The 24,543-nt window shown below is 62.2% G+C and carries 18 protein-coding genes; 6 read left to right on the top strand and 12 right to left on the bottom strand.

The features are described 5' to 3' along the window. The first annotated feature begins 145 nt into the window (after positions 1-145). Positions 146-460 (top strand): hypothetical protein, encoded by a 315-nt coding sequence (locus tag H620_RS0114840; RefSeq protein WP_023381453.1) that lies wholly within the window; start codon positions 146-148, stop codon positions 458-460. Positions 461-538: 78 nt separating this feature from the next. Here the strand turns inward: H620_RS0114840 and H620_RS0114835 are convergent, their stop codons facing one another. From H620_RS0114835 to puuE, 7 genes are all read right to left on the bottom strand, one after another. After that, positions 539-1,321 (bottom strand): outer membrane protein OmpK, encoded by a 783-nt coding sequence (locus H620_RS0114835; RefSeq protein WP_023381452.1) that lies wholly within the window; start codon positions 1,319-1,321, stop codon positions 539-541. A gap of 352 nt (positions 1,322-1,673) precedes the next feature. Then, positions 1,674-2,459 carry an outer membrane protein OmpK gene (locus tag H620_RS0114830; RefSeq protein ID WP_027907560.1) on the bottom strand — a complete coding sequence of 262 codons (786 nt, stop codon included), beginning with the start codon at positions 2,457-2,459 and terminating at the stop codon, positions 1,674-1,676. A 140-nt stretch (positions 2,460-2,599) separates the two neighbouring features. After that, entirely contained in the window at positions 2,600-3,955 is a 1,356-nt protein-coding gene (locus H620_RS0114825; RefSeq protein ID WP_023381450.1) for a nucleobase:cation symporter-2 family protein, read from the bottom strand. Positions 3,956-4,153: 198 nt separating this feature from the next. After that, complete coding sequence (locus tag H620_RS0114820; protein WP_027907559.1) at positions 4,154-5,482, bottom strand: urate hydroxylase PuuD; 1,329 nt, start codon at positions 5,480-5,482, stop codon at positions 4,154-4,156. 43 nt (positions 5,483-5,525) lie between these two features. After that, a complete protein-coding gene (locus H620_RS0114815; RefSeq protein WP_012315446.1) occupies positions 5,526-6,029 on the bottom strand; it encodes an ureidoglycolate lyase in 504 nt (167 codons plus the stop codon). A 107-nt stretch (positions 6,030-6,136) separates the two neighbouring features. After that, positions 6,137-6,652, bottom strand: a complete 516-nt coding sequence (gene uraD / locus H620_RS0114810) for a 2-oxo-4-hydroxy-4-carboxy-5-ureidoimidazoline decarboxylase (protein WP_023381448.1) — start codon at positions 6,650-6,652, stop codon at positions 6,137-6,139. Continuing rightward, positions 6,652-7,578: an allantoinase PuuE gene (gene puuE / locus H620_RS0114805; RefSeq protein WP_023381447.1), complete on the bottom strand. Its 927-nt coding sequence runs from the start codon at positions 7,576-7,578 to the stop codon at positions 6,652-6,654. Before puuE ends, uraD begins: the two co-directional genes overlap by 1 nt. Before the next feature lie 397 nt (positions 7,579-7,975). Between puuE and uraH the strand changes: the two genes are divergently transcribed. Next, positions 7,976-8,329, top strand: a complete 354-nt coding sequence (gene uraH / locus H620_RS0114800) for a hydroxyisourate hydrolase (protein WP_023381446.1) — start codon at positions 7,976-7,978, stop codon at positions 8,327-8,329. Between the two features lie 813 nt (positions 8,330-9,142). On the opposite strand, the gene H620_RS0114795 is transcribed toward uraH, so the two are convergent. Further along, positions 9,143-10,492 carry an NCS2 family permease gene (locus H620_RS0114795; RefSeq protein ID WP_023381445.1) on the bottom strand — a complete coding sequence of 450 codons (1,350 nt, stop codon included), beginning with the start codon at positions 10,490-10,492 and terminating at the stop codon, positions 9,143-9,145. Between the two features lie 282 nt (positions 10,493-10,774). On the opposite strand from H620_RS0114795, the gene H620_RS0114790 reads away from it, so the two are divergent. The 3 genes from H620_RS0114790 (at position 10,775) to H620_RS0114780 (ending at position 17,556) form a co-directional block, all read left to right on the top strand. Next, the gene (locus H620_RS0114790) at positions 10,775-11,530 is read left to right on the top strand and encodes a GntR family transcriptional regulator (RefSeq protein WP_023381444.1); all 756 of its coding nucleotides are present in this window, start codon (positions 10,775-10,777) and stop codon (positions 11,528-11,530) included. 192 nt (positions 11,531-11,722) lie between these two features. Further along, entirely contained in the window at positions 11,723-12,421 is a 699-nt protein-coding gene (aqpZ, locus tag H620_RS0114785) for an aquaporin Z (RefSeq protein ID WP_023381443.1), read from the top strand. Between the two features lie 113 nt (positions 12,422-12,534). Continuing rightward, on the top strand, positions 12,535-17,556 hold the full coding sequence (locus H620_RS0114780) for a dermonecrotic toxin domain-containing protein (protein ID WP_027907558.1): 5,022 nt from the start codon (positions 12,535-12,537) through the stop codon (positions 17,554-17,556). 7 nt (positions 17,557-17,563) lie between these two features. Here H620_RS0114780 and guaD read toward each other — a convergent pair whose 3' ends face one another. Genes guaD through xdhA form a run of 4 tightly spaced genes read right to left on the bottom strand, consistent with a single transcriptional unit; the run spans position 17,564 to position 23,613 of the window. Further along, a complete protein-coding gene (gene guaD, locus H620_RS0114775) occupies positions 17,564-18,868 on the bottom strand; it encodes a guanine deaminase (protein ID WP_023381441.1) in 1,305 nt (434 codons plus the stop codon). 10 nt (positions 18,869-18,878) lie between these two features. Continuing rightward, a complete protein-coding gene (xdhC, locus tag H620_RS0114770; protein WP_023381440.1) occupies positions 18,879-19,724 on the bottom strand; it encodes a xanthine dehydrogenase accessory protein XdhC in 846 nt (281 codons plus the stop codon). Between the two features lie 45 nt (positions 19,725-19,769). Then, positions 19,770-22,166: a xanthine dehydrogenase molybdopterin binding subunit gene (gene xdhB / locus H620_RS0114765; RefSeq protein ID WP_023381439.1), complete on the bottom strand. Its 2,397-nt coding sequence runs from the start codon at positions 22,164-22,166 to the stop codon at positions 19,770-19,772. Then, positions 22,159-23,613, bottom strand: coding sequence for a xanthine dehydrogenase small subunit (xdhA, locus tag H620_RS0114760; RefSeq protein ID WP_027907557.1), 1,455 nt, complete (start codon positions 23,611-23,613; stop codon positions 22,159-22,161). Before xdhA ends, xdhB begins: the two co-directional genes overlap by 8 nt. 269 nt (positions 23,614-23,882) lie before the next feature. Here xdhA and H620_RS0114755 point away from each other — a divergent pair, with 269 nt between their 5' ends. Then, the gene (locus tag H620_RS0114755) at positions 23,883-24,542 is read left to right on the top strand and encodes a GntR family transcriptional regulator (protein ID WP_023381437.1); all 660 of its coding nucleotides are present in this window, start codon (positions 23,883-23,885) and stop codon (positions 24,540-24,542) included. Position 24,543: the final 1 nt, after the last annotated feature.

Here is a 24,543-nt window from a genome sequence, read left to right as displayed (position 1 = left end):
CCTGTTTTCTTTTTTGAATGCAAGAATCCAAGCATGCTAAAGAGCAAAGTGCAAAAATTTTGTCAAAAATTTGCGGTGTTAAAGTGGAAAGCCTGGGCCTATAGTCAGTACTTTGCTTTTTCCTACAGCTCAGGAGGGAGAAACCATGTTTGGTAAAGTATTAACTTACGATGTGTACCACCTGGCGCTCTACCTGGGTACGGTCATGGCCTGGGGGGCGTTGGGCCTGTGGCTGCTGCTGCGCGGGGCGGGCGTCGAGGCGTTGTACAAGTGCTGTGCCATGTTCGGCCTGGCATTGACAATCAGCAGCATCATGCTGGTGCTGGACATCTTTCGAGTGATTGAACACTGGCAGGTAGAAGCGGGGCTGTTGCTGTTTGGTGGGTTGTTGCCTTGCCTGCTTGCTCTGACTTTCAAGGCAACTTTAAATGCGAATAGGATTGATCTGAATAAGTTGTAGGAAATTACTTACATGCTGCGCAGCCTATTGCACATGACAGCGCGTTGTTAATGCAACGCGCTGTCACGTTTCAGCGCATCAGAAGTGCACTTTCACCAGGAAACTCATGGTGTTCTGGTCCGTGGTAAACGCATCGCTGTCCTTGATGCCGTACTTGTTCTTCCAGTAGTCGTACTCCACACCCACGTACAACTGCTTCTCACCCAGGTGCAATGCCTTGCCCAGGTCGTACTTGATCTGCGGGTTGAAGTGCAGGTTGGCCTGGTAGGTGCCGCGACGGTTCTCGTCGTTGTCCACCACCCAGTCCATGAAGCCGTCGATCAGCACGTCGGAATCGCCGACCGGGATGGTGTACGACCACACCGGAGTAATCTGCCACACGTTGTCGCCGGCGCGGCTGCCGTCGGTGGTGCGGTTGTAGAAGTTCAGCTGGAAGTAGTCGAAGCCCGGGATGGCCAGGTCGAAGCCAGGGCCGATCAGGTACGACTCTGTGTCACCCTCGCCAAACTCGTAGGTCATGGCCAGCAGCACGTCCTTGACCGGGCCGAACGCCAGCTTCTGGTCGAAGATCTTGCCGAACGACAGGCGTGGGCTGAACTCGCCGTAGTAGGTGTTGGGGCCGTTGCTGGCGTCCTTCTTGCCCTGGTAGAAGATCTTGTCGATGAAGAAGAAGTTGTCGCCGTACTTCCACGCATCGGCATGCTCGAAGGTGAAGGTTTGCTGGGTCTCGGGGTTGACCTTGAAGTTCTTGCCCCACAGGTAGGTCAGGCTGTTGTTCTGCCATTGCAGCAGGTCGCCGCCGAAGGTGGTGCCACAGGCCAGCAGGCCGCCGGCGAGGATCAGGCTGTTGATGGTACGCATTGAAAGTGTCGCTCCCTTGATTGATCTGTTGTCAGCGCTCGTTGTTGGCGCTTTTTTGTCTTTTGAGTCAGCTTTTTTCGATAGGCCACAGCTGTTTGGCAAGGGTTGGGCCAACTTTTCCGGGTTGGCAAAACCTTCCTGCTCGACTTCGTTCTGAACGGATGAAAAGGGTCTTTCAGGCTGGCAACACGTTGGCCAACCGCCCGTATTCATTGACTGAGCGGTCAGTAAACGCAGGCAGAATCCGTTCTGCCCTGATCGAGGGGGCGCGCAGATTACTGGCTTGCGCGCCGCGCCTCAAGTGCTCCGTCCTGGAGCGGGGTGGTACAAACTTGTGCGTTTGGTCAGTTTTCTAGAAGTGCACTTTGATCAGCGCACTGGCGACACTCTGGTTGCTGTCCAGATTACCGCGGCTGTCGATGCCGTACTTGTCCTTCCAGTAGCTGTACTCAAAACCCACGTACAGCTGCTTGGCGCCCAGGTTCAGCGCTTTGCCCAGGTCGTACTTCACCTGCGGGTTGAAGTGCAGGTTGGCGTGGTAGGTGCCCCGGCGGGTCTGGTCGTTGTCGGTGACCCAGTCCATGTAGCCGTCGATCAGAATGTCGGACCTGCCCACGGGGAGGGTGTAGGACCAGCCGGGGGTAATCTGCCAGACGTTGTCACCCGGGCGGCTGCCTTCGGTGTTGCGCACGTAGAAATTCAGGGTGAAATAGTTGAAGCCGGGGACGTTCAGGTCGAAACCGGGGCCGATCAGGTAGGCCTCGTTGTCGCCTTCGCCGCGCTCGTAGGTCATGGCCAGCAGTACGTCCTTGATCGGGCCGAAGGCCAGCTTCTTGTCAAAGATCTTGCCGAATGACAGGCGTGGGCTGAACTCGCCGTAGTAGGTGGTGACGCCTTTGCCGGGGTCGGCCTTGCCGTTGTAGAAGATTTTGTCGACGAACATGAAGGTGTCGCCGTACTTCCATTTGTTGGCGTGCTCGAACGTGATGGTCTGCTGGATATCAGGGTTGACCTTGAAGTCCTTGCCGTACAGGTAGGTCAGGCTTTCGCCGTGCCATTGCAGCCATTCGCCTGCATGCGAGGGGAGGGTGGCCAGCAGGCTGCTGCCCAGCAACAGGGACGTGGTGATGCGCTTCATGTTGTGATTCCCGGACTTATTGTTTTTGTTGGCGGTTTTTTTGGCGCGCAGGCGCCCCGGGCGGCCCATTCCGGCGGGCCGACGGTGTTGCGTTTACTGCTTATGTGAATGCAGGGCGGCCATGCGCCGCCCCGTCTGGCTCAATGCTGGTGACAAGCGTCGTTGTGCACCGCGCGTTCGGCGCCACCGAGGATGTTGAACAGAACGTTCAACACCAGGGCACTGACCGTGGCCATGGCGATACCACTGTGGGTGATGGGTTCCATCCACTGTGGCATCTGCGCGAAGAACTCCGGGCGGACCACGGGGATCAGACCGAAGCCGACGCTGACCGCAACCAGCAACTGGTTGCGACGGTCGCCGATGTCCGCTTCCTGGAGAATCTTGATCCCGGTGGCGGTGACCATGCCGAACATGGCAATGGACGCGCCGCCCAGCACCGCGGGCGGGATCGAAGCGATCAGGAAGGCCGCCTTGGGCAGCAGGCTCAGCAGAATCAGCAGCGCGCCTGCCACCACGGTGACGTAGCGGCAGCGTACGCCAGTCATCTGCACCAGGCCGATGTTCTGGGCGAAGGATGAATGGGTGAAGGTGTTGAAGAAGCCTGCCACGAACGACGCGCCGGCATCGCACAACAGGCCGCGACGCAGCATGCCGGGGGTGACTTCGCGGTCGGTGACCTTGCCCAGGGCCAGGAACATGCCGGTGGACTCGACGAAGATGATCACCACCACCAGGCACATGGACAGGATCGGCGCCAGGCTGAAGGTCGGCATGCCGAAGTGCAGCGGGGTAACGACTTGCAACCACGGAGCTTCGGACAGGCCGGACAGGTCGACCATACCGATCGAGCCGGCCAGGATGTAGCCCAGGCCCATGCCCACCAGCACGGAAACGTTCACCCAGAACCCGCGCATGAAGCGGTTGATCAGCAAGATCACTGCCAGCACCAGGCCGGCCACCAGCAGGTAGATCGGCGAGCCGAAGGTTTGCGCTTCGTGCCCACCGCCGGCCCAGTTGACCGCGACCGGGAACAGCGAGAGGCCGATGGAAGTGATCACCGTACCGGTGACCAAGGGCGGGAAGAAGCGCACGACCTTGGACATGAACGGCGCGATCAGCATGCCGAAGAACCCGGCGGCGATGGTCGCCCCGAAGATCCCCTGCAGGCCGACGCCGGGCATGCCGGCCATGGCCACCATGCTGCCGACGGCTGCGAAGCTTGCGCCCATCATCACCGGCATGCGGATGCCCACTGGGCCGATCCCGAACGACTGGATGATCGTGGCGACGCCAGCAACCAGCAGGTCGGCGTTGATCAGGAAGGCGACTTCTTCGCGAGACAGCCCGGCAGCCTGGCCGATGATCAAAGGCACGGCAATCGCGCCTCCATACATCAGCAGAACGTGTTGCAGGCCTACCAGAATCAATTGGAACAGGGGCAGAGGCTGTCGCGGCGGCGCAACGGGAATGTACGCCTTGCGTGACTCGGACATGCAGCACCTCGAGTTTTGTTTTTATTCTCGGATCCAAGCGCCGGGCTGCAGGCGGCAGGTCTTCAGAAGAAGACCTGGGGTTCCCGCATGAGGCCCGAGCGCTCGATGCTTGCGTATTGCCTTGAAACCGAGGCCGGGTTTACCGGCCTCTTCGCGGGCGAGCCCGCTCCCCAGGAGGCGTGGGGTGTGCCCGTTGGATCAGTTGACCGGCGCGCCCTTGGCGATCCAGTCACCGACGAGCTTGCGCTCTTCCACGGTCATCTGGGTGATGTTGCCCAGTGGCATGATCTGGCTGGCGACCGCTTGAGCCTGGATGCGCGCGGCTTGGGCCTGGATCTGCTGTGGGGTGTCGAACATCACGCCGGCAGGGGCGGCGCTGAACAGTGGGCTGGTCGGCTTGGACGAGTGGCACACGGTGCAGCGTTCCTGGATGACGGTATGGATCTTTTCGAATCCATCGGTCACGGCCTGGGCGGTGGCCTGGGCCGGGGCTTGCGCAGCCGCCGCAGGCGCTTCGGCGGCCTTGGCGGCCTCCTCGGCACGCTTCTCGGCTGCGGTTTTCCCGCCGACAGCGGTTTCCGGCAGAGGCTGGTACTCGATCTTCGCCGCGGCTTGCTCAGGCGCTACAGCCATCGGCTTGGGACCGGTGACGTAGGCCAGGCAGATCATTGCCAGGGCACCGACAGGCAGGGTCCAGGCGTACTTATTGCTGTCATGGCGGGTGTTGAAATAGTGACGGATCAGTACCGCGGCCACTGCGATCCCAGCCAGGATCAGCCAGTTGTATTGGCTGCCATAGGTGCTCGGGAAGTGGTTGCTGATCATGATGAACAGCACCGGCAGGGTGAAGTAGTTGTTGTGGCGCGAACGCAGCAGGCCCTTGGCCGGCAGAACCGGGTCAGGGGTGGTGTTGTTTTCGATCGCGGCCACCAGCTGACGCTGGGCCGGCATGATGATCCGGAACACGTTGCCGACCATGATGGTGCCGATGATCGCGCCGGTATGCAGGTACGCCCCACGGCCGCTGAATACCTGGCTGAAGCCGAAGCAGGCGGCGATGATCAGCACGAACAGCACGGCACCGAGCAGCGCAGGCTTTTTACCCAGGGGCGAGTCGCACAGGAAGTCGTAGATGAACCAGCTGGCGATCAGCGAACCGATACCGATGGCCACGCCCTCGGCACCGCTCAGGGTGCTGCCAGGGGCCAGCAGGTACAGGGCCGGGTTCCAGTAGAACACCACGCACAGCAAGGCGATACCGGACATCCAGGTGAAGTAGGCTTCCCATTTGAACCAGTGCAGGTTCTCGGGCATTTTCGGCGGTGCCAGCTTGTACTTCTCAAGGTGGTAGATACCACCGCCGTGGATGGCCCATAGGTCACCCGACAGCCCCTCGCGCGGATTGCTCCGGTTCAGGTTGTTTTCAAGCCAGACGAAGTAGAACGATGCACCGATCCAGGCGATACCGGTGATCATGTGAACCCAGCGAATGCTCAGGTTCAGCCATTCGTGAAGGTGTGCTTCCACAGTATGTACCTCTGCCGGTCACCGAACGATGACCGACCTTTTCTTATTGGTGGGGATTGAGGATCAGCATCTGTTCCTCGGTGAAGTAATGCTCGTCGCAGTTGTTGCCGGAACCACTGCGATCAACCACCAGGAAGTCATCCCGCTTTTCGATCGTCAGCACCGGGTGGTGCCAGACGCCGCGATGGTAATTAACGCCCTGCCTGCCATTACTGCGGAAGGCTCGGACCAAGCCTGATACAGGTGCATCGCCAACGGGCGCGACCACGATCAGAAAGGGGTTGCCGAGCAGCGGGATGAAAGCCTGGCTGCCCAGCGGATGGCGTTCCAGCATGCGCACGGTCAGCGGCATGTCCAGCGCGTCGGCGCGGAAGATGCTGATGATCGCTTTGTCCTCAGGCTCTGCGGTCTCGACCGTGGCGAGCTTGTGAAAGCGCATGGTCGAGCCGTTGTTGATCATGAAGTGGTCGCTGCCGTCGGTTTCGATCACGTCACCGAAGGGGGCGAAGGCTTCTTTGGTCAGGGGCTCGATCATCAGGGTGCGCATGCGGTTATCTCTTCTATGTTCGTTGTTCTTGAATAGGTGGACCGGCTTGCAGGCCAGGCCCTGGGTACGGACGCGTCACGCACTCGGGCCACGGCTGCGCTCGGTCCTTAAAGCTGCAGCAGGCGGAACAGGGCAATCAGGTTGATCTGTGCCAGGGCTTCCTTGAACTCTGCTTCGGCATCGTTGTGAATGCGTTTTTCGAACGAGGCCAGGATCTGGTGCCGGTTGCTGCCTTTAACCGCCATGATGAACGGGAACTGGAACTTAGCTTTGTAGGCATCGTTCAGTTCGGTGAACCGGGCGAACTCCTCGGCGGTGCACTGGTGAATGCCGGCACCGGCTTGCTCGTTGGTGCTCGATTCGGTCAGCTCGCCCTGGATGGCGGCCTTGCCGGCCAGGTCCGGGTGAGCGTTGATCAGGGCCAGTTGCTCTGCGTGGCTTGCGCTGAGCAGGATATCGCTCATGCGCTGGTGCAGGGCTTCGATCTCGTCCAGCTCACCCAGCTGGCCGAGGTCGTAGGCCTTTTCGGCAACCCACGGCGAGTGCTCGTAGATGTCGGCGAAGGCCTCGACGAAGGCGTCACGGTCCAGGGTGGAGGGCTTGAGGGTCTTGAAGGCAGTCATCAGGCGTTCTCTTTCTTGTACGGGTGGGTGGCATGCCAGTGGCGGGCGATATCCACGCGACGGGCGAACCAGACTTGCTCATGGCTCTTGGCGTAGTCGACGAAGCGCTTGAGCGCAGCCAGGCGCGCCGGGCGACCGACCAGGCGGCAGTGCAGGCCGATGGAGAGCATCTTCGGCGCTTCGGCGCCTTCGGCATACAGCACGTCGAAGGCATCCTTGAGGTACTGGAAGAACTGCTCGCCGCAGTTGAAGCCCTGCACCTGGGTGAAGCGCATGTCGTTGGTGTCCAGGGTGTAGGGGATCACCAAGTGCGGTTTGCCGGTGGGGTTGTTTGGCTCCCAGTAGGGCAGGTCGTCGTCATAGGTGTCGCTGTCGTAGAGGAAGCCACCTTCCTCCATCACCAGGCGACGGGTGTTTGGGCCGGTGCGGCCGGTGTACCAGCCCAGCGGGCGCTCGCCGGTCAGCTCGGTGAGGATGCGGATGGCTTCGAGCATGTGCTCGCGCTCCTGGGCCTCGTCCATGTACTGGTAGTCGATCCAGCGGTAACCGTGGCTGCAGATCTCGTGGCCGGCCTCGACCATGGCGCGGATGACGTCCGGGTGGCGCTGGGCGGCCATGGCCACGGCGAAGATGGTCAGGGGTACGCCGCTGTCCTTGAACAGCTTGAGCAGGCGCCAGACACCGGCGCGGCTACCATACTCGTACAGCGACTCCATGCTCATGTTGCGCACACCCTGCAGTGGCTGGGCGGCAACCATTTCGGAGAGGAAGGCTTCGGACTCTTTGTCACCGTGCAGGATGTTGCGCTCGCCGCCTTCTTCGTAGTTGAGCACGAAAGACAGCGCGATACGGGCGTTGCCCGGCCATTGCGGGTGAGGTGGGTTGTTGCCGTAACCGATCAGGTCGCGAGGGTAGTCAGCGCTCACTGCAGTCTTCCTTCTTGTGCGTTTGTGCGGGGGTGGGCGGGCCGCGTCGGGATGTCGCACCACCGGATGGGCTGATTGTATACAACTTCTGAAATCTTTTGTAAGCCTGTTTTTCCGCATTTCTTCCCATTTGTCGCATGAGCCTTGCCGGTTAAGTCTTTGCAAGAAACCTGCCCACTTGGTCAGTTAATGACGTTGACGTCTGCGCTGGGCCTGTATTTGCGACTGGTGGCCGGTTTGTCGGGGCGCAGGGAGGAGGGCGAAGGAAGGGTTTAGAAAATTGTGTACAATCTTTCGTGAAAATGTCTTAATGACTGCATTCCCGCATACGGCGAGGTCCATTTTGGTGCCATGCCGAGTATTTTCTGCCCACGATCTGCACAAGAGGCGACAAGCAATGGGACGTTTGACCACACACGTACTGGATGCCGCGCACGGCTGCCCAGGCAGCTCGATCAAGGTCGAGCTCTATCGCGTAGAAGGCCAGCAGCTGGAGCTGGTGAACACTGCGCTGACCAACAGCGATGGGCGGGTCGACGCACCGTTGCTGCAAGGCGACGATTACCGTACCGGTGTCTATCAGTTGCAGTTCAGTGCGGGCGCTTATTACCGTGCTCGCGGCGTGCAGTTGCCGGAGCCGGCGTTTCTGGATGTTGTTGTGCTGCGCTTTGGCATCGACGAGAAGCAGGAGCATTACCACGTGCCGCTGTTGATCTCGCCGTATAGCTATTCGACCTATCGTGGAAGCTAGTGGGTCGCTAGAAGAATCTTCGTAGGTCCTTGGCCCGCTCTCACACTGGCGGGCTTTTTTTCGTCTGCAGAAAAAGAGGGTGGCGTGTGGTGTCGGGTGCGGATGTGGGTGGGCTTGAAATCGAGCGCCGCCTGCGCGGCGCATCGCGAGCAAGGCTCGCTCCTACCGAGCCATGCAGCAAAGCGGGCGTGCGCCTCAAGCAGGAAAACCGACCTGAAACAGGCGTAGGAGCGAGCTTTGCTCGCGATGCGCCGCGCGGGCGGCGCTCGATCTTGCAATTGCTAGAAAGCTCAAGCCAAGCTACCGGAACCTGGGGCATACCCTTCGGCCACGGTGAAAAAAGAGGAGGGTGGCGTGTGGTGTAGGGCGCGGATTTGGGGTGGGCTTGAAATCGAGCGCCGCCTGCGCGGCGCATCGCGAGCCATGCAGCAAAGCGGGCGTGCGCCTCAAGCAGGAAAACCGACCTGAAACAGACGTAGGAGCGAGCTTTGCTCGCGATGCGCCGCGCGGGCGGCGCTCGATCTTGCAATTGCTAGAAAGCTCAAGCCAAGCTACCGGAACCTGGGGCATACCCTTCGGCCACGGTGAAAAAAGAGGAGGGTGGCGTGTGGTGTAGGGCGCGGATTTGGGGTGGGCTTGAAATCGAGCGCCGCCTGCGCGGCGCATCGCGAGCCATGCAACAAAGCGGGCGTGCGCCTCAAACAGGAAGACCGACCTGAAACAGACGTAGGAGCGAGCTTTGCTCGCGATGCGCCGCGCGGGCGGCGCTCGATCTCGCAATCGCTAAAAAGCTAAAGCCAAGCCATTCACGAATTAAAGAAACACGAACTTGGCAATGAAAATCGCGCACAGTACCCAAAGGCTGGCAGAGATTTCCTTGTACTTGCCAGTGCCTGCCTTCAATGCCACATAGCTGATGAAGCCCAGGGCAATACCATCGGCGACCGAGAAGGTCAGCGGCATCATGATCACGGTAACGATCGCTGGAATGCTGTCGGTGGCTTCATCCCAGTGAATGTGCGCCATGCTGCCCATCATCAGCATCGCTACATAGATCAGTGCACCAGCAGTGGCATAGGCAGGGATCATCCCGGCCAGTGGCGCGAAGAACATCGCGGCGATGAACAGGACGCCGACGACCACTGCAGTCAAGCCAGTACGGCCACCCGCCGCGACACCCGCGGCACTCTCCACGTAGCTGGTCACAGGTGGCACGCCGACCACCGCTCCGAACACACTGGAGGCACTGTCGGCCTTCAGGGCCTTCGACAGGTTTTCGATACGCCCATCCGCTGCCACCAGGTTGGCCCGCTGGGCTACGCCCATCAGGGTGCCGGCGGTGTCGAACATGTGCACGAAGAGGAACGCCAGTACCACGCTGATCATGCTGACGTTGAACACGCCCGCCACATCCATGGCCATCCAGGTGGGTGCCAGGCTCGGAGGCATCGACATCACGCCACCGAACTTCACCAGACCCAAGCCCCAGCCAGCGACGGTGACGCCGATGATGCTGATCAGGATGGCGCCGAACACCCGCTTGTAGCTGAGGATGGCGATCATCAGGAAGCACACCGCTGCCAGCAGCGGACCAGGCTCATGCAGCGAGCCGAGCTTGATCAGTGTGGCCGGGCTGTCGACGATGATCCCTGCGGTCTTGAGGCCGATCAGTCCGAGAAACAGTCCGACCCCGGCACCCATGGCATGTCGCAGGCTCACTGGGATGCTGTTGAGCAACCATTCGCGAACCTTCGACAAGGTCAGGAACATGAACAGCACGCCCGAGACGAACACGGCCCCGAGCGCTGTTTCCCAGTTGTAGCCCATGGTCCCGACCACGGTGTAGGTAAAGAAGGCGTTAAGCCCCATGCCCGGTGCCAGGCCCACCGGCCAGTTGGCGTAAAGGCCCATCAGCAGGCAGCCGAGGGCGGCGGCGATGCAGGTGGCGACGAAGGCCGCGCCATGGTCGATACCTGCGTCGGCCATGATGTTGGGGTTGACGAAAATGATGTACGCCATGGTGATGAAGGTGGTCACCCCGGCGATCAGCTCGGTTCGGACAGTGCTGCCGTGTTGCTTGAGTTTGAAAATCCGCTCCAGCCAGCTCGTTTCGAGCGGCGGCGCGAGATCCAGCGTAGGGGCTTCGGATTTGCGGCTTTCCACAGCGAGTACTCCTCAAGTCTTTCTTGTTGTTGTGGAGCCTTCGTCCTGCGCAAAAGCGCTTGGCGGCTCCAAGAGGGAAGGCAGACGTCCGACCGTTTGTTGACTTATGGGTCAAGAAGTTGCTCGCTGGATTATCCTTTTGTGTACAAAGAATGCAAATAATGTTTTATCTTTTGTGTGCATAAACTGTCGCTCGATGGCTATATAGCGAAAAGGCCACCTGCAGAAACGGCTCAGCCTGTGTACAATGGCGCCATACTTTCCTTCGTGCCTCGAGAGCCCATGAACGAACAGCTGCAACCTCTGAAGAAACCTGCACGCGCTGGCAAGGCTGGCCGCAGTGGTACCCAGGACGACATCGTCTATGCGCACATCTTCGAGGCGATCCTCGAGCAGCGTCTGGCACCGGGCACCAAGTTGAGCGAGGAAGCGCTGGGCGAGATCTTCGGTGTCAGCCGTACCATCATTCGCCGCGCGTTGTCGCGCCTGGCCCATGAAAGTGTGGTGCTGCTGCGACCCAATCGCGGCGCGGTGGTGGCCAGCCCGACGGTGGAAGAGGCGCGTCAGGTGTTCTTCTCGCGGCGTATGGTCGAGCGCGCTATCACCGAACTGGCCGTGCAGCACGCTACCGCCGAGCAACTCAACGAGCTGCGCCAGATGGTGCGTGAAGAGCGGGACAGCTTCTCGCGTGGCGACCGGGGTGCGGGTATCCGTCTTTCCGGCGAGTTCCACCTCAAGCTGGCCGAAGCGGCTGGCAATGCCCCGCTGGTGAGCTTCCAGCGCAGCCTGGTGTCCCAGACCTCGCTGATCATCGCCCAGTACGAAAGCGGCAACCGTTCGCATTGCTCGTACGACGAGCACATGCAGTTGATCGACGCCATCGAGGCGCGCGATGCCGAGCAGGCAGTGAGCCTGATGATGCACCACATGGACCACATCGACAGCAAGCTCAACCTGGACGAGGAGAGTGCCTCGGACGACTTGCATGCCGTGTTTTCGCACCTCCTGAAAAAGCCCAAGGCCTCCGTCAAGGGCTGATCCTTCCCGCGCCGGTCTCCTGAGTTTTCTCCAGCGCCGCGCCGTCCGAGAGGGCGCGGCCTCGTGTCGCGCAGCGGTCCCGTGGCCTTGACTGGCCATTAACCCAAGGTCTGCTAAATTCTTGTGGGCAAACCTTCATCAAGCAGTTGGGCTTGCGCATTCATTGCGTTCAACTACTTGAGGAAAGGAATCATGAGCATCTCCCTGGGTACACGTATGGGCGCCGAACTGGTCGGCACCTTCTGGTTAGTGCTTGGCGGCTGTGGCAGTGCAGTACTCGCAGCCAGTTCCCCCATCGGCATTGGCGTGCTTGGTGTCGCTTTCGCCTTCGGCCTCACCGTGCTCACCATGGCGTTCGCCATCGGCCATATCTCCGGCTGCCACCTCAACCCTGCCGTGTCGTTCGGGCTTGTGGTGGGGGGGCGCTTTCCGGCCAAGGAACTGCTGCCTTATGTGATCGCCCAGGTGATCGGCGCGATCCTGGCGGCGGCGGTGATTTACTTCATCGCCAGCGGCAAGGCCGGTTTCGAACTGGCATCTGGTCTGGCTTCGAACGGTTATGCCGATCACTCGCCCGGCGGCTATTCGCTGGCGGCCGGCTTTGTCAGCGAAGTGGTGATGACGGCGATGTTCCTGGTGGTCATCATGGGCGCCACCGACGCACGCGCACCGGCAGGCTTCGCCCCTATCGCCATCGGCCTGGCCCTGACCCTCATTCACCTGATCTCGATCCCGGTGACCAACACCTCGGTCAATCCCGCACGCAGTACCGGCCCGGCATTGTTCGTCGGCGGCTGGGCCTTGCAGCAGTTGTGGCTATTCTGGCTGGCACCGTTGATTGGCGCTGCGATCGGTGGTGCGCTGTACCGTGGCTTGGCCCGCGAGCCATAAAGCCGGTTTGCAGGCTGGGGGCGCAGGGGCGCCGATGGGCTGTGAATATGAATGTACCGCTTTTCGACGGTCCCCCTGCGCAGACTGGTGGCTCTTCATAAGGAGCTACCTACATGACTTTACCGGCCGAATTGTTCGATGCCGTACCCCTCGACAGCGTTGAATCGACAAGCGCCCCCGACCCGGTCCTGGAGCAGGCCAGGGTGCAACTGCATGCACTGCTTGCCGATGCGCCCGATCCCGTGGACTGGCTCAACCAGGCATCGGTTGCACGGCGGGCCAGGTCGGCTGGCGATACGCAATGGCGGCAACGTTTGCCCGCTGGGCTCGATTTGCAGGCAGGGCACATCGAGTCCGCCGAACCGCAGTGGTTCAGCGTGCTGGAGGAAGCCCTGGAGGCCCAAGCGCAGGTTTATGCCGACCTGTTGCCATTAGGCAGTTTGCCGGACAGCTACCCCGAGCGTCTGCGTGACCGTTACCGGGCACAGCACCTTCAGCGGCTGTTGGACTGTTTCGGCGCGACGGCGCCAGCGCGACAGGCACTGGCGCCTTGGATAAGCCTGCAAAGCACCCGGCATAAAGCGACCGAGCAGGCGCGTCGGGCGCTGACGGGGGAAGGGCCGTGGCGCGAGTCGGGGCCATTGCAAGCAGCAATCCTCGCGGCCATGGATGCCGAGGCAAGCTTGCAGGTGCTTGAGGGGCAAATCACACATCAGGCTCGCGACCAATTGTTCTCGCCCGATGATCAGCACCCCGTGCAGTGGCTTTCGGTGCAGGTGGGTGAACAGCCACTGCCTGGGGTGTGGGCGATGGTCCAAGCCAGTGCATGGGCCTCTGGCTTGCTCGATGCCCCCCTGCTGGTCTGGGTTCATGGCGAAGGCGGAGGGCTGATTTGCCTGGAGGCCCAGGTACAACTGCGCGAGCGCCTGGCCTTCACCCTGGCCAACGCACGCCTGCCAGTATCCTCGCTGGTTCCCGAGGATGAGGCTCAATTGCAGTTCGTGCCCGCTCCGCAAGGCCTCACCGGTCTTGTACAGGACCTGCTGGATCACTGGTCGGGGCAGTTGGGGGACGCTCCGCCAGCCAATGGCCCGCTGGCACAACTGACGCCCGATCAGGAGGCCGAGCGGCGTCGGGAGCTTGCCCGCACGGCGCTGTCGATGCCGGTCGACAGTTGTCGGCAGGCGGCGGTGGCGGTGCTCGAGCAACTGTGGGCAGCCGATACGTTGGCCCAACACCTGCCACAGTGGCTGCTGGCGCGAAGCGAAGATGAGCGCGAGCTCTTTGCCGCCTGGCTGAGGGAGTACCAACAGGCAGCCTGGGCGCTGGAAGATTGGCTTGAAGAACAATTACCGCCATTTGTCACATTCGCCGGTCAGTTGCTCTGCGATCGAATCCAGCAGGACCTGGGCATCACGCTGACCCCTGACACCGTGCTGCTGCATCGGCCGGTGTCGGTCGGCTTTCACTGGTTGGGCGAAGGTACAGTCATCGAGCCCTTCCCTGGCGGCGAGTTCGGCTTTTCCGGCGCTCCATTACACGCGGCGCAGGCGTCGATGACATGGGTGGCAAGCGACGAATGGGAGGATGTGACGGTCGCGCAACTGGCTTGCGAAGGCTTCGATGGCCAGGACGACGCCGAGACTAGACGCCTGCAGATGGCCCAGTGGCGGGTAGCGGGCATCTCGGCGAAGTATCTGTCCGACACCTTGGTCTCGCTCGACCCGCTGAGGCAATTCGAGACTACTCTGGCTGTGACATTCGACCCGTCGCAGGAGGCGGATATCCAGCGCTTGCGTCGACCTTACAGACTCGAACTGCAACTGTTGGCCCGCGTACAACACTGGCGTCAGGCGCTCAGCCAACCTGCCGTGGACATGCTGGACACCGCGGCGCAGGTGACTTCAACTGCGGCACTGGCGCAAGCAAGGATGCGAGTTCACTGGTTGACCATCAACAGCAACCAGGCCCTGGGTAGCGAAATCCGCGGCGCCGGTGCGCTGGTCAGGACCGATTCAGGCCTAACCGTGCTGGTTTTGCCCGGTGCGCCAGAAGACATCAATTTGATCGAGCGCGATAGCCTTGAACAGGCGTTGGCTCATCTGCGGCTGGCCATCCGCACCCGCACGGATGTAGCCGACTATGTTGCGCAGCGCTGCACCGACGACCCTGACCGGCTCCTGAGCTATTTCCGCCAGGCGGCCAGCAAGGGCTATGACGGCTTCTTGAATGCCCCAGCGGCAATCGACCAGACGCTCATCGGCCTGCAGCTGACGGACCGGCGTAACCGCCTGATGAGTCTGGCGCGCCAGCAAGGGCGCAATCAGCTGGGTATCAGGATCAGCCGTGACCAGCAGGCGCATGAGCGCCACATCGGTTATCTCAGGGCTGGCCTGGCGATAGTGCCGGGTGTGAACGTGGTCGTCGCATTGCAGGATATCCAGCACAGTGTCCAGGCCATCGGTAGCGCCTGGCGGGCACGGGATGCCGACTCATTGGGTTGGGCTGCGCTGAGCGTGGCGGGTGCCGTGGCCGACATCCTGCTAACCGCCGTTCCTGTCGCCGGTGGGCTGTGGAGCCTGCGCCGGGCCGTGCGCCTGCGCCTGCGGCAACTCAGCGCCAGCCGCCCGCTGGCCGGCTATGAGGTACAACCACGACTGCGCGGCGCGACTCGCTTGCAGGGGGGCGACGAGGGGCTTTGGCTGCATGCCGGCCAGCAGTACATCCAGCAGGACGGTCGCCTCTATGCCGTCTACCGGCGAGCCGGGGAGCACACGCTACGCTTGCGTGCCACCACCATGCGGCGCTACGAGGCGCCAGTGCGCAGGGAGGGTGGGCGTTGGGTCGTGCATGCCGAGGTCGGCCTGCGCGGTGGCGGCGGCAAACTGACCGAATCGGAAGGGCTGCTGAAATATGCGGGGCCGCGCAGCCGGCACCAGCCGTTCGCCGGGGCAAGCCCGCAGACCGCCTTGGCGCGGGGACGGCGCATCCTCGCCAACTACGCCTTTCGAAGTGAAGAGCAGCGGGTGGAGTTCGTATTGTCCTACCTGGCCGATGGTGTCGCGCCAGCCTGGTCGCGTACCTACCTCATTGGCCCAGGCAGCTCGGCGGGTGTGCCGGTCACCAGGCCTTCCCAGCCCTGGCAGCAGTGGCGTTGGGCGCTTCATGGCGAAGACCGTGTGATCGCAAGGTCCGGGGGCGAAGTCAGTGTACATTTCGGGGGGCAGTCGGATACCTCGGCGCTCGGTGTGCGTGTCGAGGGTAACTATTACCCAATACTTGAAGGGGCGGCCTCCAGTCGGGTGCGTTTCATCGTCCAGCCGGGCTGGCAGCCTGAACGGCTGGTCGATCTCGATGACGGGATCGCACAAGGGTTCGGACCGGTGCGGGTCCGACTGGGGCAGCACGCCGCCGAGGCGCCTGAAGTGTTGGGTGGTTTTGCCGAAACCTTCGGTGCACGGCTTGCCCGGCGTTATCCCTTGATGAATGCCAACGCCCGGCAGGTAATGGGCGAGACGTTGTTCAGGAATGCCCGGCGCCGCCATGGATGGAGTTCGATCACGCTGGAGGATCTGGATCACTGGCTGGATGATGCGACCTCCGAGCCGCTGCGGATAATCGACGAGCGCATCGTCGACAATCTGCAAGTGGCGGTCAACCGAGACGTCCTCGGCACCCAGACGTACGAGTGGCGCTGGATGCTCGCGCGTCCCGAAGCCGATGCGCTGCGCAGCGCTGTGGGGCAGCCGACCTTGCAGCCATTCCAGGCAGGCATCAGGCGGGCCATCGTCGACCGAGGTTACCGGATTCTCCAGGAGGGTGGCCACCAAGGGCGTTGCCTGTTCATCTTCGTGAGGCCCGGGCATCGGGAGGTGTATGTGCTGCTGCAGCATCTGGCGCTGGGGCGGGTATCGCTGATGGGGCGCAACGGCATGGTGCTGTTCGGTGAAGTCTGGCTGGACGAACTGATCTCCCGCTTGACACTGCCGGTCGCTGCCGCGCTGCGCACGGCCCGCCAGCAACGATTGCTGCGGCCAGTGCTGGGCGGCGTGCACTTCGAGGGGCCGCACACCACCGAATTGGTCTGGCAGCGTATCCATTTCCAGCTGCGCGAGAATCCCACGGTCCCGCAAGGACGGAGCTGGCGACACAGCTCGCGTGAGCTCACGATGGCGGACATCGAGCGAGTGCCAGGCTCAGGGCTTTATGGAGCCGAAGGCGAAGCGTTGGTCCAAGGGGTCGCTATCGAAGGGCGCTGGGTGCCGATCTTTCCGGTGGAAAGCAACAGCGCCATTGTGCTTACCCGGACGCAGCAGCTACCTGCACCGTTGCGTTTCGATGACCTGCAACGCTGTGTGCGTCAGCGCTACGGCGAACAGCCCTGGTTGGTGGTGCGTAACCAGCAGGGGTGGTCGGTGCGGCGGGCGCTGTTCACCCTGCCGTTGGATTACCAGGTTAGCCGTGCGCGTCCAGGTTTGGCCCAACAGAGTGCGCAGAACGTCGCCCGTACGGTATTCGAAGGGTTCCAGGGCAGCGAGCATGCGCGGTTGTTGCACCTTGAGCAGGTGCTCAATGGCTGGTTGGGAGATACCCGCGCCCTGGGTGATCTCGCCGACCCGCTGTTGTTGCTCGCGCCGCAGCGGCCCTTGCAGCTGGAGGGGCAGAGGGGGTGGCGGTTGACGCTGGCGCTGGATGCTCCGGCAGCCAGGCCTCCGGTGTACTACCTGCGAGCCGTGGATGCCCACAGCCAGCAATTGCTCGGCACTGTCAGTGGCAGACGCATGCGCCAGCACGCCATCAACGTGGTCGACGATATGCTCAGGCGTTATGGATTGAGCCACCAGCAGCGTATCGGCAATGTCGTCCAGTATGGGCAGTCGTCGACAGGCAGGGTCTACCTCGTGCTGGTGGCCGTCAGCGAAGAGGCGGTTATCGATGTGGCCCCGGACCTGGGAGGATCAGTGCTGTCCCAGGCTTGGCTGGCGCAGTGGCACACGCAGATCGGCGCGCAAGCGCGCCAGGCTCTGCAGCAGGCGGTCGAGCAAGGACGTCTGGTTCGCTTGCTGGTGACCTTGCGCGTAGGGGCAGGGCCTTACAGTGGCCAGGTCGCGGTGACGCGCCTGGCCGATTTCTGATCGCGCCTCAGCGCTGGTGCACGCAACGACCGGCCGCGTAGGTTTCCCGCACGGTGCGGTCGTCGCCCAGGGTGGTGAGGACGAACAGGGTCTCTTCGATGCTGTTGGACTGTTGGATACGGTAGTCCAGCAGCGGCGTGGCCTTGTAGTCGAGCACCACGAAGTCGGCATCGTTGCCTGGGCGCAGGCTGCCGATGCGGTCGTCCAGGCGCAAGGCACGGGCACCGCCGAGGGTCGCCAGGTACAGCGACTTGTAGGGGTGCAAGCGAGCGCCCTGCAGTTGCATCACCTTGTAGGCCTCGTTCAGGGTAGTGAGCAGCGAGAAGCTGGTGCCGGCGCCGACATCGGTGCCCAGGCCAACGTTGACCTTGAAACGCTCGGCCTGGGGCAGGTTGAACAGGCCGCTGCCCAGGAACAGGTTGGAGGTTGGGCAGAAGGCGATCGCCGAGCCGGTTTCTGCCAGACGCTGGCACTCGTCGTCACACAGGTGCACGCCGTGGGCGAACACCGAGCGCTCGCCCAGCAGTTCGAAGTGGTCGTAGACGTCCAGGTAACCCTTCTGCTCAGGGAACAGCGACTTGACCCAGTCGATTTCCTTGAGGTTCTCCGACAGGTGCGTGTGCATGTACACGCCGGGGTGTTCCTTGAGCAGTTGCCCCGCCATGGTCAGTTGTTCCGGGGTGCTGGTAGGGGCGAAACGCGGGGTGACCGCGTAGTGCAGGCGGCCCTTGCCATGCCAGCGTTCGATCAATGCCTTGCTTTCGCTGTAGCTCGACTCGGCGGTGTCGGTCAGGTAGTCAGGCGCATTGCGGTCCATCATCACCTTGCCGGCGATCAGGCGCAGGTCCAGACGCTCAGCTTCTTCGAACAGCGCGTTGACCGATTCCGGGTGCACGCTGCCGAACACCAGGGCGGTGGTGGTGCCATTGCGCAGCAGCTCCTTGAGGAAAATCTTCGCCACCTGGTCGGCATGGGCCTTGTCGGCAAACTGCTTCTCGCAGGGGAAGGTGTAGGTATTTAGCCAGTCCAGCAGCTGTTCGCCGTAGGAACCGATCATGCCGGTCTGCGGGAAGTGGATATGGGTGTCGATGAAGCCTGGGGTAATCAGGGCATCCTGGTAGTGCACCACCTCGATGTCGGCGTCCAGGGTCGGCAGCAGCTCGCTGGCATGGCCAACGGCGCTGATGCGGCCATCATCGATTACCAGCAGGCCATCCTCGTAGTATTCGTGGGAGGCGTCCAGGCCAACTTCGGCCGGGTCGGCGATGCTGTGCAGGATGGCGGCGCGGTAGGCTTTACGGGTAGCAGTCATAAAACGCTCGTCAAAGGGCTTGGCTGCGCCGTGAAGGCGGCAGCAACTGGGCAATGGGGCCGGCATTGGCGGCAGCGTCGTGCTGGCCGAAGCAGGCGTTGTAAGTGGCAATGATTTCCCCGGCTATGGACACGGCGATCTCGATCGGCAGCTTGCCTTTGACCTCGGCCAGGCCCATCGGGCAGCGCATGCGTGCCATGACGGCGTCGTCATAGCCGCGCTCGCGCAGACGGTGCTCGAACTTGGTGCGCTTGGTCTTCGAGCCGATCAGACCAAACCAGGTGAAATCGTTGCGCTTCAGAATGGCGGCGGTCAGTTCCAGGTCGAGCTGGTGGTTGTGGGTCATGACGATGCAGTAGCAGCCTGCTGGCAGCTCTGCCACCTCGTCGACCGGTTCCTCGCTGACGACCTTGGTCACACCGTTAGGGATGACCTCGGGAAACTCCTGCTCGCGTGAGTCGATCCAGCGTACTCGGCAGGGCAACGCGGCGAGCAAGGGTACCAGAGCGCGGCCGACATGGCCCGCGCCGAACACAGCAATCTGCGCCTGCACCGCGGCCATGGGTTCGAACAGCAGTACAGTGACGCCGCCGCAGCACTGGCCGAGGCTGGCGCCCAGGCTGAAGCGCTCCAGATGCGGGGTCGTGCGTTGCGCTTCGAGCATCTGCCGGGCGATGTGCAGGGCCTTGTATTCCAGGTGGCCGCCACCGATGGTGTCGAACAGGCCGTCGGCGCTGACCACCATCTTCGAGCCTGCGTTGCGTGGCGTGGAGCCGCGCTCTTCGATGATGGTCACCAGCACGCAGGCTTCGCCACGGGATTGATGGTCGGCGAGGGCGTTGATCCATTGGTGCATGATCCAATTCCTCTTCAGGTAGCTCGGCCCGCTTTGGGGGCGGTGTTACTGAGTCTCTGTTTCCAGTTGCGGTTCGGCCGGTTGCGTGGCCACCGCCCTGCGCATCTGCTCACAGCCCCACAACACCCGCTCCGGCGTCGCTGGCGCGTCGATGTTCGGCTGCTCGCGGTAGTCGGCGATGCTGGCTACGGCATCCTTGATCGCGCACCAGGCAGCGATGCCGAGCATGAACGGTGGCTCGCCCACGGCCTTGGAGTGGAACACGGTGTCTTCCGGGTTCTTGCGGTTCTCCACCAGCTTCACGCGCAGGTCCAGCGGCATGTCGGCCACTGCCGGTATCTTGTAGCTGGCCGGGCCGTTGGTCATCAGCTTGCCCTTGGCGTTCCACACCAGTTCCTCGGTGGTGAGCCAGCCCATGCCCTGGATGAAGCCGCCCTCCACCTGGCCGATGTCGATGGCCGGGTTCAGCGAGTCACCGACGTCATGCAGGATGTCGGCGCGCAGCATCTTGTATTCGCCGGTCAGGGTATCGACGATCACCTCCACGCATGCCGCGCCGAAGGCGAAGTAGTAGAACGGCCGGCCACGCGCCTGGCTGCGGTCGTAGTAGATCTTCGGCGTACGGTAGAAACCGGTGCTCGACAGCGAAACCTGGGCGAAGTACGCCAGCTGAACCAGTTGCTCGAAACTGACGATCTGGTCGCGCACCCGTACATGGCCGTTGCGGAACTCGACGTCTTCCTCGGTCACCTGATAGTGGCGTGCGGCGAATTCGGTGAGGCGCTTCTTGAGGATTTCGGCGGCATTCTGCGCCGCTTTGCCATTGAGGTCGGCGCCGCTGGAGGCGGCGGTCGGCGAGGTGTTGGGCACCTTGTCGGTATTGGTGGCGGTGATCTGGATACGGCTGAAGTCGACCTGGAACACCTGGGCGACCACCTGGGCGACCTTGGTGTTCAGACCCTGGCCCATTTCGGTGCCGCCGTGGTTCAGGTGGATGCTACCGTCGGTATAGATGTGGATCAGCGCACCGGCCTGGTTGAGGAAGGTGGCGGTGAACGAAATACCGAACTTGACCGGGGTCAGCGCCAGGCCCTTCTTCAGGATCGGGCTGTTGGCGTTGAAGCGGCGGATCGACTCGCGACGCTCGGCATAGTCGCTGCTGGCTTCCAGTTCGGCGGTCATCTCTTCGAGCATGTTGTGCTCGACCGTCTGGTAGTAATGGGTGACGTTGCGCTCGGTCTTGCCGTAGTAGTTGGCTTTGCGTACCTCCAGCGGGTCGCGACCCAGGTGGCGGGCGATGTGGTCCATCACCTGCTCGATGGCGACCATGCCCTGCGGACCGCCAAAGCCACGGTAGGCGGTGTTGGAGGCGGTGTTGGTCTTGCAACGGTGGCCGTGCACGGTGGCATCGCCCAGGTAATAGGCGTTGTCGGAGTGGAACATGGCGCGGTCGACGATCGAACCGGACAGGTCCGGGGAGTAGCCGCAGTTGCCAGCCAGGTCGAAGGTGATGCCATGCAGGCGGCCGTCATCGTCGAAGCCCACGTCGTACTCGACGTAGAACGGGTGACGTTTGCCGGTCATGGTCATGTCTTCGACGCGCGGCAGGCGCATCTTGGTCGGCTGGCCGGTCAGGCGGGCGATCACCGCGCACAGGCACGCCGGGCTGGCCGCCTGGGTTTCCTTGCCTCCGAAACCGCCGCCCATGCGGCGCATGTCGAGCACGATCTTGTTCATCGGCACGTCCAGCACTTCGGCGACCAGCTTCTGCACCTCGGTGGGGTTCTGGGTCGAGCAGTAGACGATCATGCCGCCATCTTCGGTAGGCATTACCGAAGAGATCTGAGTTTCCAGGTAAAAGTGCTCCTGGCCGCCGATGTGCAGGGTGCCTTGCAGGCGGTGCGCAGCGCTGGCCAGGGCTGCGGCCGAATCGCCACGCTGGTGGGTGTGGCTGTCGAGCACGAAGTGCTTCTTACGAAACGCTTCGACCACATCCAGCACTGGTTCCAGGTCTTCGTACTCGATGATGGCGGCCATGGCCGCACGGCGCGCGGTGTCGAGGTCGCGGGCGGCCACGGCGAGTACCGGTTGGCCGAAGAACTCGACCTTGTCGATGGCCAGCAGCGGGTCACCGGCAACCACCGGGCCGATATCCTTCAGGCCGGGAATGTCTTCGTGGGTAATGGCGATGCGCACACCTTCGAAGGCATAGCAGGGCGTGGTGTCGATGCGCAGGATGCGTGCGTGGGCGCGGTCGGACGTGCGGGCATACACGTGCAGCTGGTTGGGGAACTCCAGGCGATCGTCGATGTACACCGCCTCGCCGGACACATGCTTGTCGGCACTGTCGTGCTTGATGCTGCGGCCAACACCGGTGGTCAGGTCCTGGCGGAACAGTTCGGCCATCTCGGCCTGGCTCTTGGCTGCGTGATGGTTAGACATAAGCGGTCACCCGGGTCTCGATGTATGGCGATTGCTGTTCGATGAAGTACTTGCGCAGCAGGTTCTGCGCGGTCAGCAGGCGGTACTCCTTGCTGGCACGGAAGTCGCTGAGCGGGGTGAAGTCCTCGGCCAGCGCCTGGCAGGCGCGTTCGATGCTGGCCTGGTTCCAAGGCTTGCCGCGCAGTGCGGCTTCGCAGGCCCGGGCACGCTTGGGAATGGCGGCCATCCCGCCGAAGGCAATGCGCACACCGCTGACCACGCCATTTTCGATGCTCAGGTTGAACGCCCCGCACACGGCGGAGATGTCGTCGTCCAGGCGCTTGGACACTTTGTAGGCGCGGAACGCCCAGTCAGCGCTGGCGCGGGGCACGATGATCTTTTCGATGAACTCGCTGTCCTGGCGTGCGGTGATGCGGTAGTCGATGAAATAGTCTTCCAGTGCCAGAGTGCGCTGGCGCTGGCCTTGACGCAACACGATCTGCGCGTCCAGGGCGATCAGCAAGGGTGGCGAGTCGCCAATCGGCGAGGCGTTGCCAATGTTCCCGCCCAGGGTGCCCTGGTTGCGGATCTGCAGCGAGGCGAAGCGGTGGAGCAGGGCGCCGAAGTCAGGGTATTCCTCGTTGAGCGCGCCGTAGCAGTCGGTGAGCGGGGTGGCGGCGCCGATTTCCAAGTGGCTGGCGGTTTTCTCGATGCGCTTGAGTTCGGCGACGTGGCCGACGTAGATCATCACCGGCAAGGTCTTGTGGAACTGGGTGACTTCCAGCGCCAGGTCGGTACCACCGGCCAGCAGGCGTGCCTCGGGGTGGGAACTGTACAAGTCGGCCAGATCGGCCACGGTCAGCGGCACCAAGCAGCGCTTGTCGCCACTGTTGAGCTCGCCGGTCTGGGTCGGGGCAATGGCTTTGAGGCGGCTGATGGTCTGGGCCTGCTGGGCATCGAACTGGTCCCGGCAGGGCTGGGCGCAGCTCTGCTGGGCCGCGTCGAGAATCGGGCGGTAACCGGTGCAACGGCACAGGTTGCCAGCCAGTGCTTCCTGCGCCTGGTGCAGGTCGTGGCATTCGCTGTTCTTTTGCAGGGCGAACAGCGACATGACAAAACCAGGGGTGCAGAAGCCGCACTGCGAACCGTGGCAGTCGGCCATGGCCTGTTGCACGCTGTGCAGCTTGCCCTGGTGCTTGAGGCCTTCGACGCTGATGAGCTGTTTGCCGTGCAGCGACGAAACGAACGTCAGGCACGAGTTGAGGCTGCGGTAGCGCAAGGTGTCGTTGCCGGCAGCGTCCTGGGTCAGTTCGCCGACTACCACGGTGCAGGCGCCGCAGTCGCCACTGGCGCAGCCCTCCTTGGTGCCGGGTTTGCCCAGGTGCTCGCGCAGGTATTGCAGCACCGTCATGTTCGGGTCCAGGGCGTGCTCACTACGCAGCTCCTGATTGACGAGAAACTGGATCACGGGGAAGGCCTCGCAATGGTTTTATTGTTGTTCGGGCGGACTCTAAGCAGGGCTGACCTGAAGGTCAATATTTTTCTGACTCAAAGGTCAGGAAATTATTCATGCCTACGCCGATTCCACCGAACCCGTCCTTTTCCTAAGCATAGATCGGGCCGTCATCGAGGGCATTGGGCGATGCCAACAAAGGCTGTAGTCCCCCTGCTCGATTGGGCTGCAAGTGCGCTACAATCCCGCCCTTGTCTCCAGTTCAATGATTCTGAAGGAAAACCATGACGTTCAAGGCGCCGGACAGCCTCTCAGAGCAGATTGCCGACTACCTGGCCGAGCGGATCATCCGTGGCGAACTCGCGCCGGGAGAACGTATCCAGGAGCAGAAGGTCACCCAGGCGCTCAATGTCAGCCGTGGCTCGGTGCGTGAGGCCCTGTTGATCCTCGAACGTCGGCATCTGGTCGCGATCTTGCCGCGTCGTGGTGCCCATGTGACCGAACTGGACGAACGCAGCGTGCGCAGCCTGTGCACCTTGATGAGCGAGTTCTACATCCTGCTGGGCAACGCGGTTGCGCAGAAGTGGCGCGTCGAGAGCGACCTGTTGCCATTCTTGGGCATTCAGCAGCGCCTGCAGCAAGCGTGCGCCAACAAGGACATCAAGACCTTCGTCGCCGAAAGTTTTGCCGTGATGCGCGCGGCCTACCCGTTTGCCGACAACCCGTTCCTCCAGGAAACCGTCGAGAACCTGCAGCCGGCCATGAGCCGTGCCTACTACCTGTCACTGGATCAGCGCCAGGCCAACATGAACGACTACCTGGAGCTGTTCGCCCGCTTGCTCGACGCCGTGGTCGCCCGAGACCTGCCGCGCATTCGCGAAGTGCTTACCGCCTACGGCCAGCGTAGTTGCGAACTGGTGCTGGCTGCGTTGGCCCGAGTCTGAC

Source organism: Pseudomonas taiwanensis DSM 21245, assembly GCF_000425785.1.
Taxonomy (GTDB): Bacteria; Pseudomonadota; Gammaproteobacteria; order Pseudomonadales; family Pseudomonadaceae; genus Aquipseudomonas; species Aquipseudomonas taiwanensis.
The sequence above is the reverse complement of the archived record's forward strand: the minus strand, read 5'-3'. Positions and strand labels throughout refer to the sequence as shown.

Excerpts from the sequence above, each read along its gene's own strand:
- H620_RS0114840 (WP_023381453.1), top strand. The coding sequence starts at position 146 with ATGTTTGGTAAAGTATTAACTTACGATGTGTACCACCTGGCGCTCTAC.
- H620_RS0114835 (WP_023381452.1), bottom strand. The coding sequence starts at position 1,321 with ATGCGTACCATCAACAGCCTGATCCTCGCCGGCGGCCTGCTGGCCTGT.
- H620_RS0114830 (WP_027907560.1), bottom strand. The coding sequence starts at position 2,459 with ATGAAGCGCATCACCACGTCCCTGTTGCTGGGCAGCAGCCTGCTGGCC.
- H620_RS0114825 (WP_023381450.1), bottom strand. The coding sequence starts at position 3,955 with ATGTCCGAGTCACGCAAGGCGTACATTCCCGTTGCGCCGCCGCGACAG.
- H620_RS0114815 (WP_012315446.1), bottom strand. The coding sequence starts at position 6,029 with ATGCGCACCCTGATGATCGAGCCCCTGACCAAAGAAGCCTTCGCCCCC.
- uraD (WP_023381448.1), bottom strand. The coding sequence starts at position 6,652 with ATGACTGCCTTCAAGACCCTCAAGCCCTCCACCCTGGACCGTGACGCC.
- uraH (WP_023381446.1), top strand. The coding sequence starts at position 7,976 with ATGGGACGTTTGACCACACACGTACTGGATGCCGCGCACGGCTGCCCA.
- H620_RS0114790 (WP_023381444.1), top strand. The coding sequence starts at position 10,775 with ATGAACGAACAGCTGCAACCTCTGAAGAAACCTGCACGCGCTGGCAAG.
- aqpZ (WP_023381443.1), top strand. The coding sequence starts at position 11,723 with ATGAGCATCTCCCTGGGTACACGTATGGGCGCCGAACTGGTCGGCACC.
- H620_RS0114780 (WP_027907558.1), top strand. The coding sequence starts at position 12,535 with ATGACTTTACCGGCCGAATTGTTCGATGCCGTACCCCTCGACAGCGTT.
- guaD (WP_023381441.1), bottom strand. The coding sequence starts at position 18,868 with ATGACTGCTACCCGTAAAGCCTACCGCGCCGCCATCCTGCACAGCATC.
- xdhC (WP_023381440.1), bottom strand. The coding sequence starts at position 19,724 with ATGCACCAATGGATCAACGCCCTCGCCGACCATCAATCCCGTGGCGAA.
- xdhB (WP_023381439.1), bottom strand. The coding sequence starts at position 22,166 with ATGTCTAACCATCACGCAGCCAAGAGCCAGGCCGAGATGGCCGAACTG.
- H620_RS0114755 (WP_023381437.1), top strand. The coding sequence starts at position 23,883 with ATGACGTTCAAGGCGCCGGACAGCCTCTCAGAGCAGATTGCCGACTAC.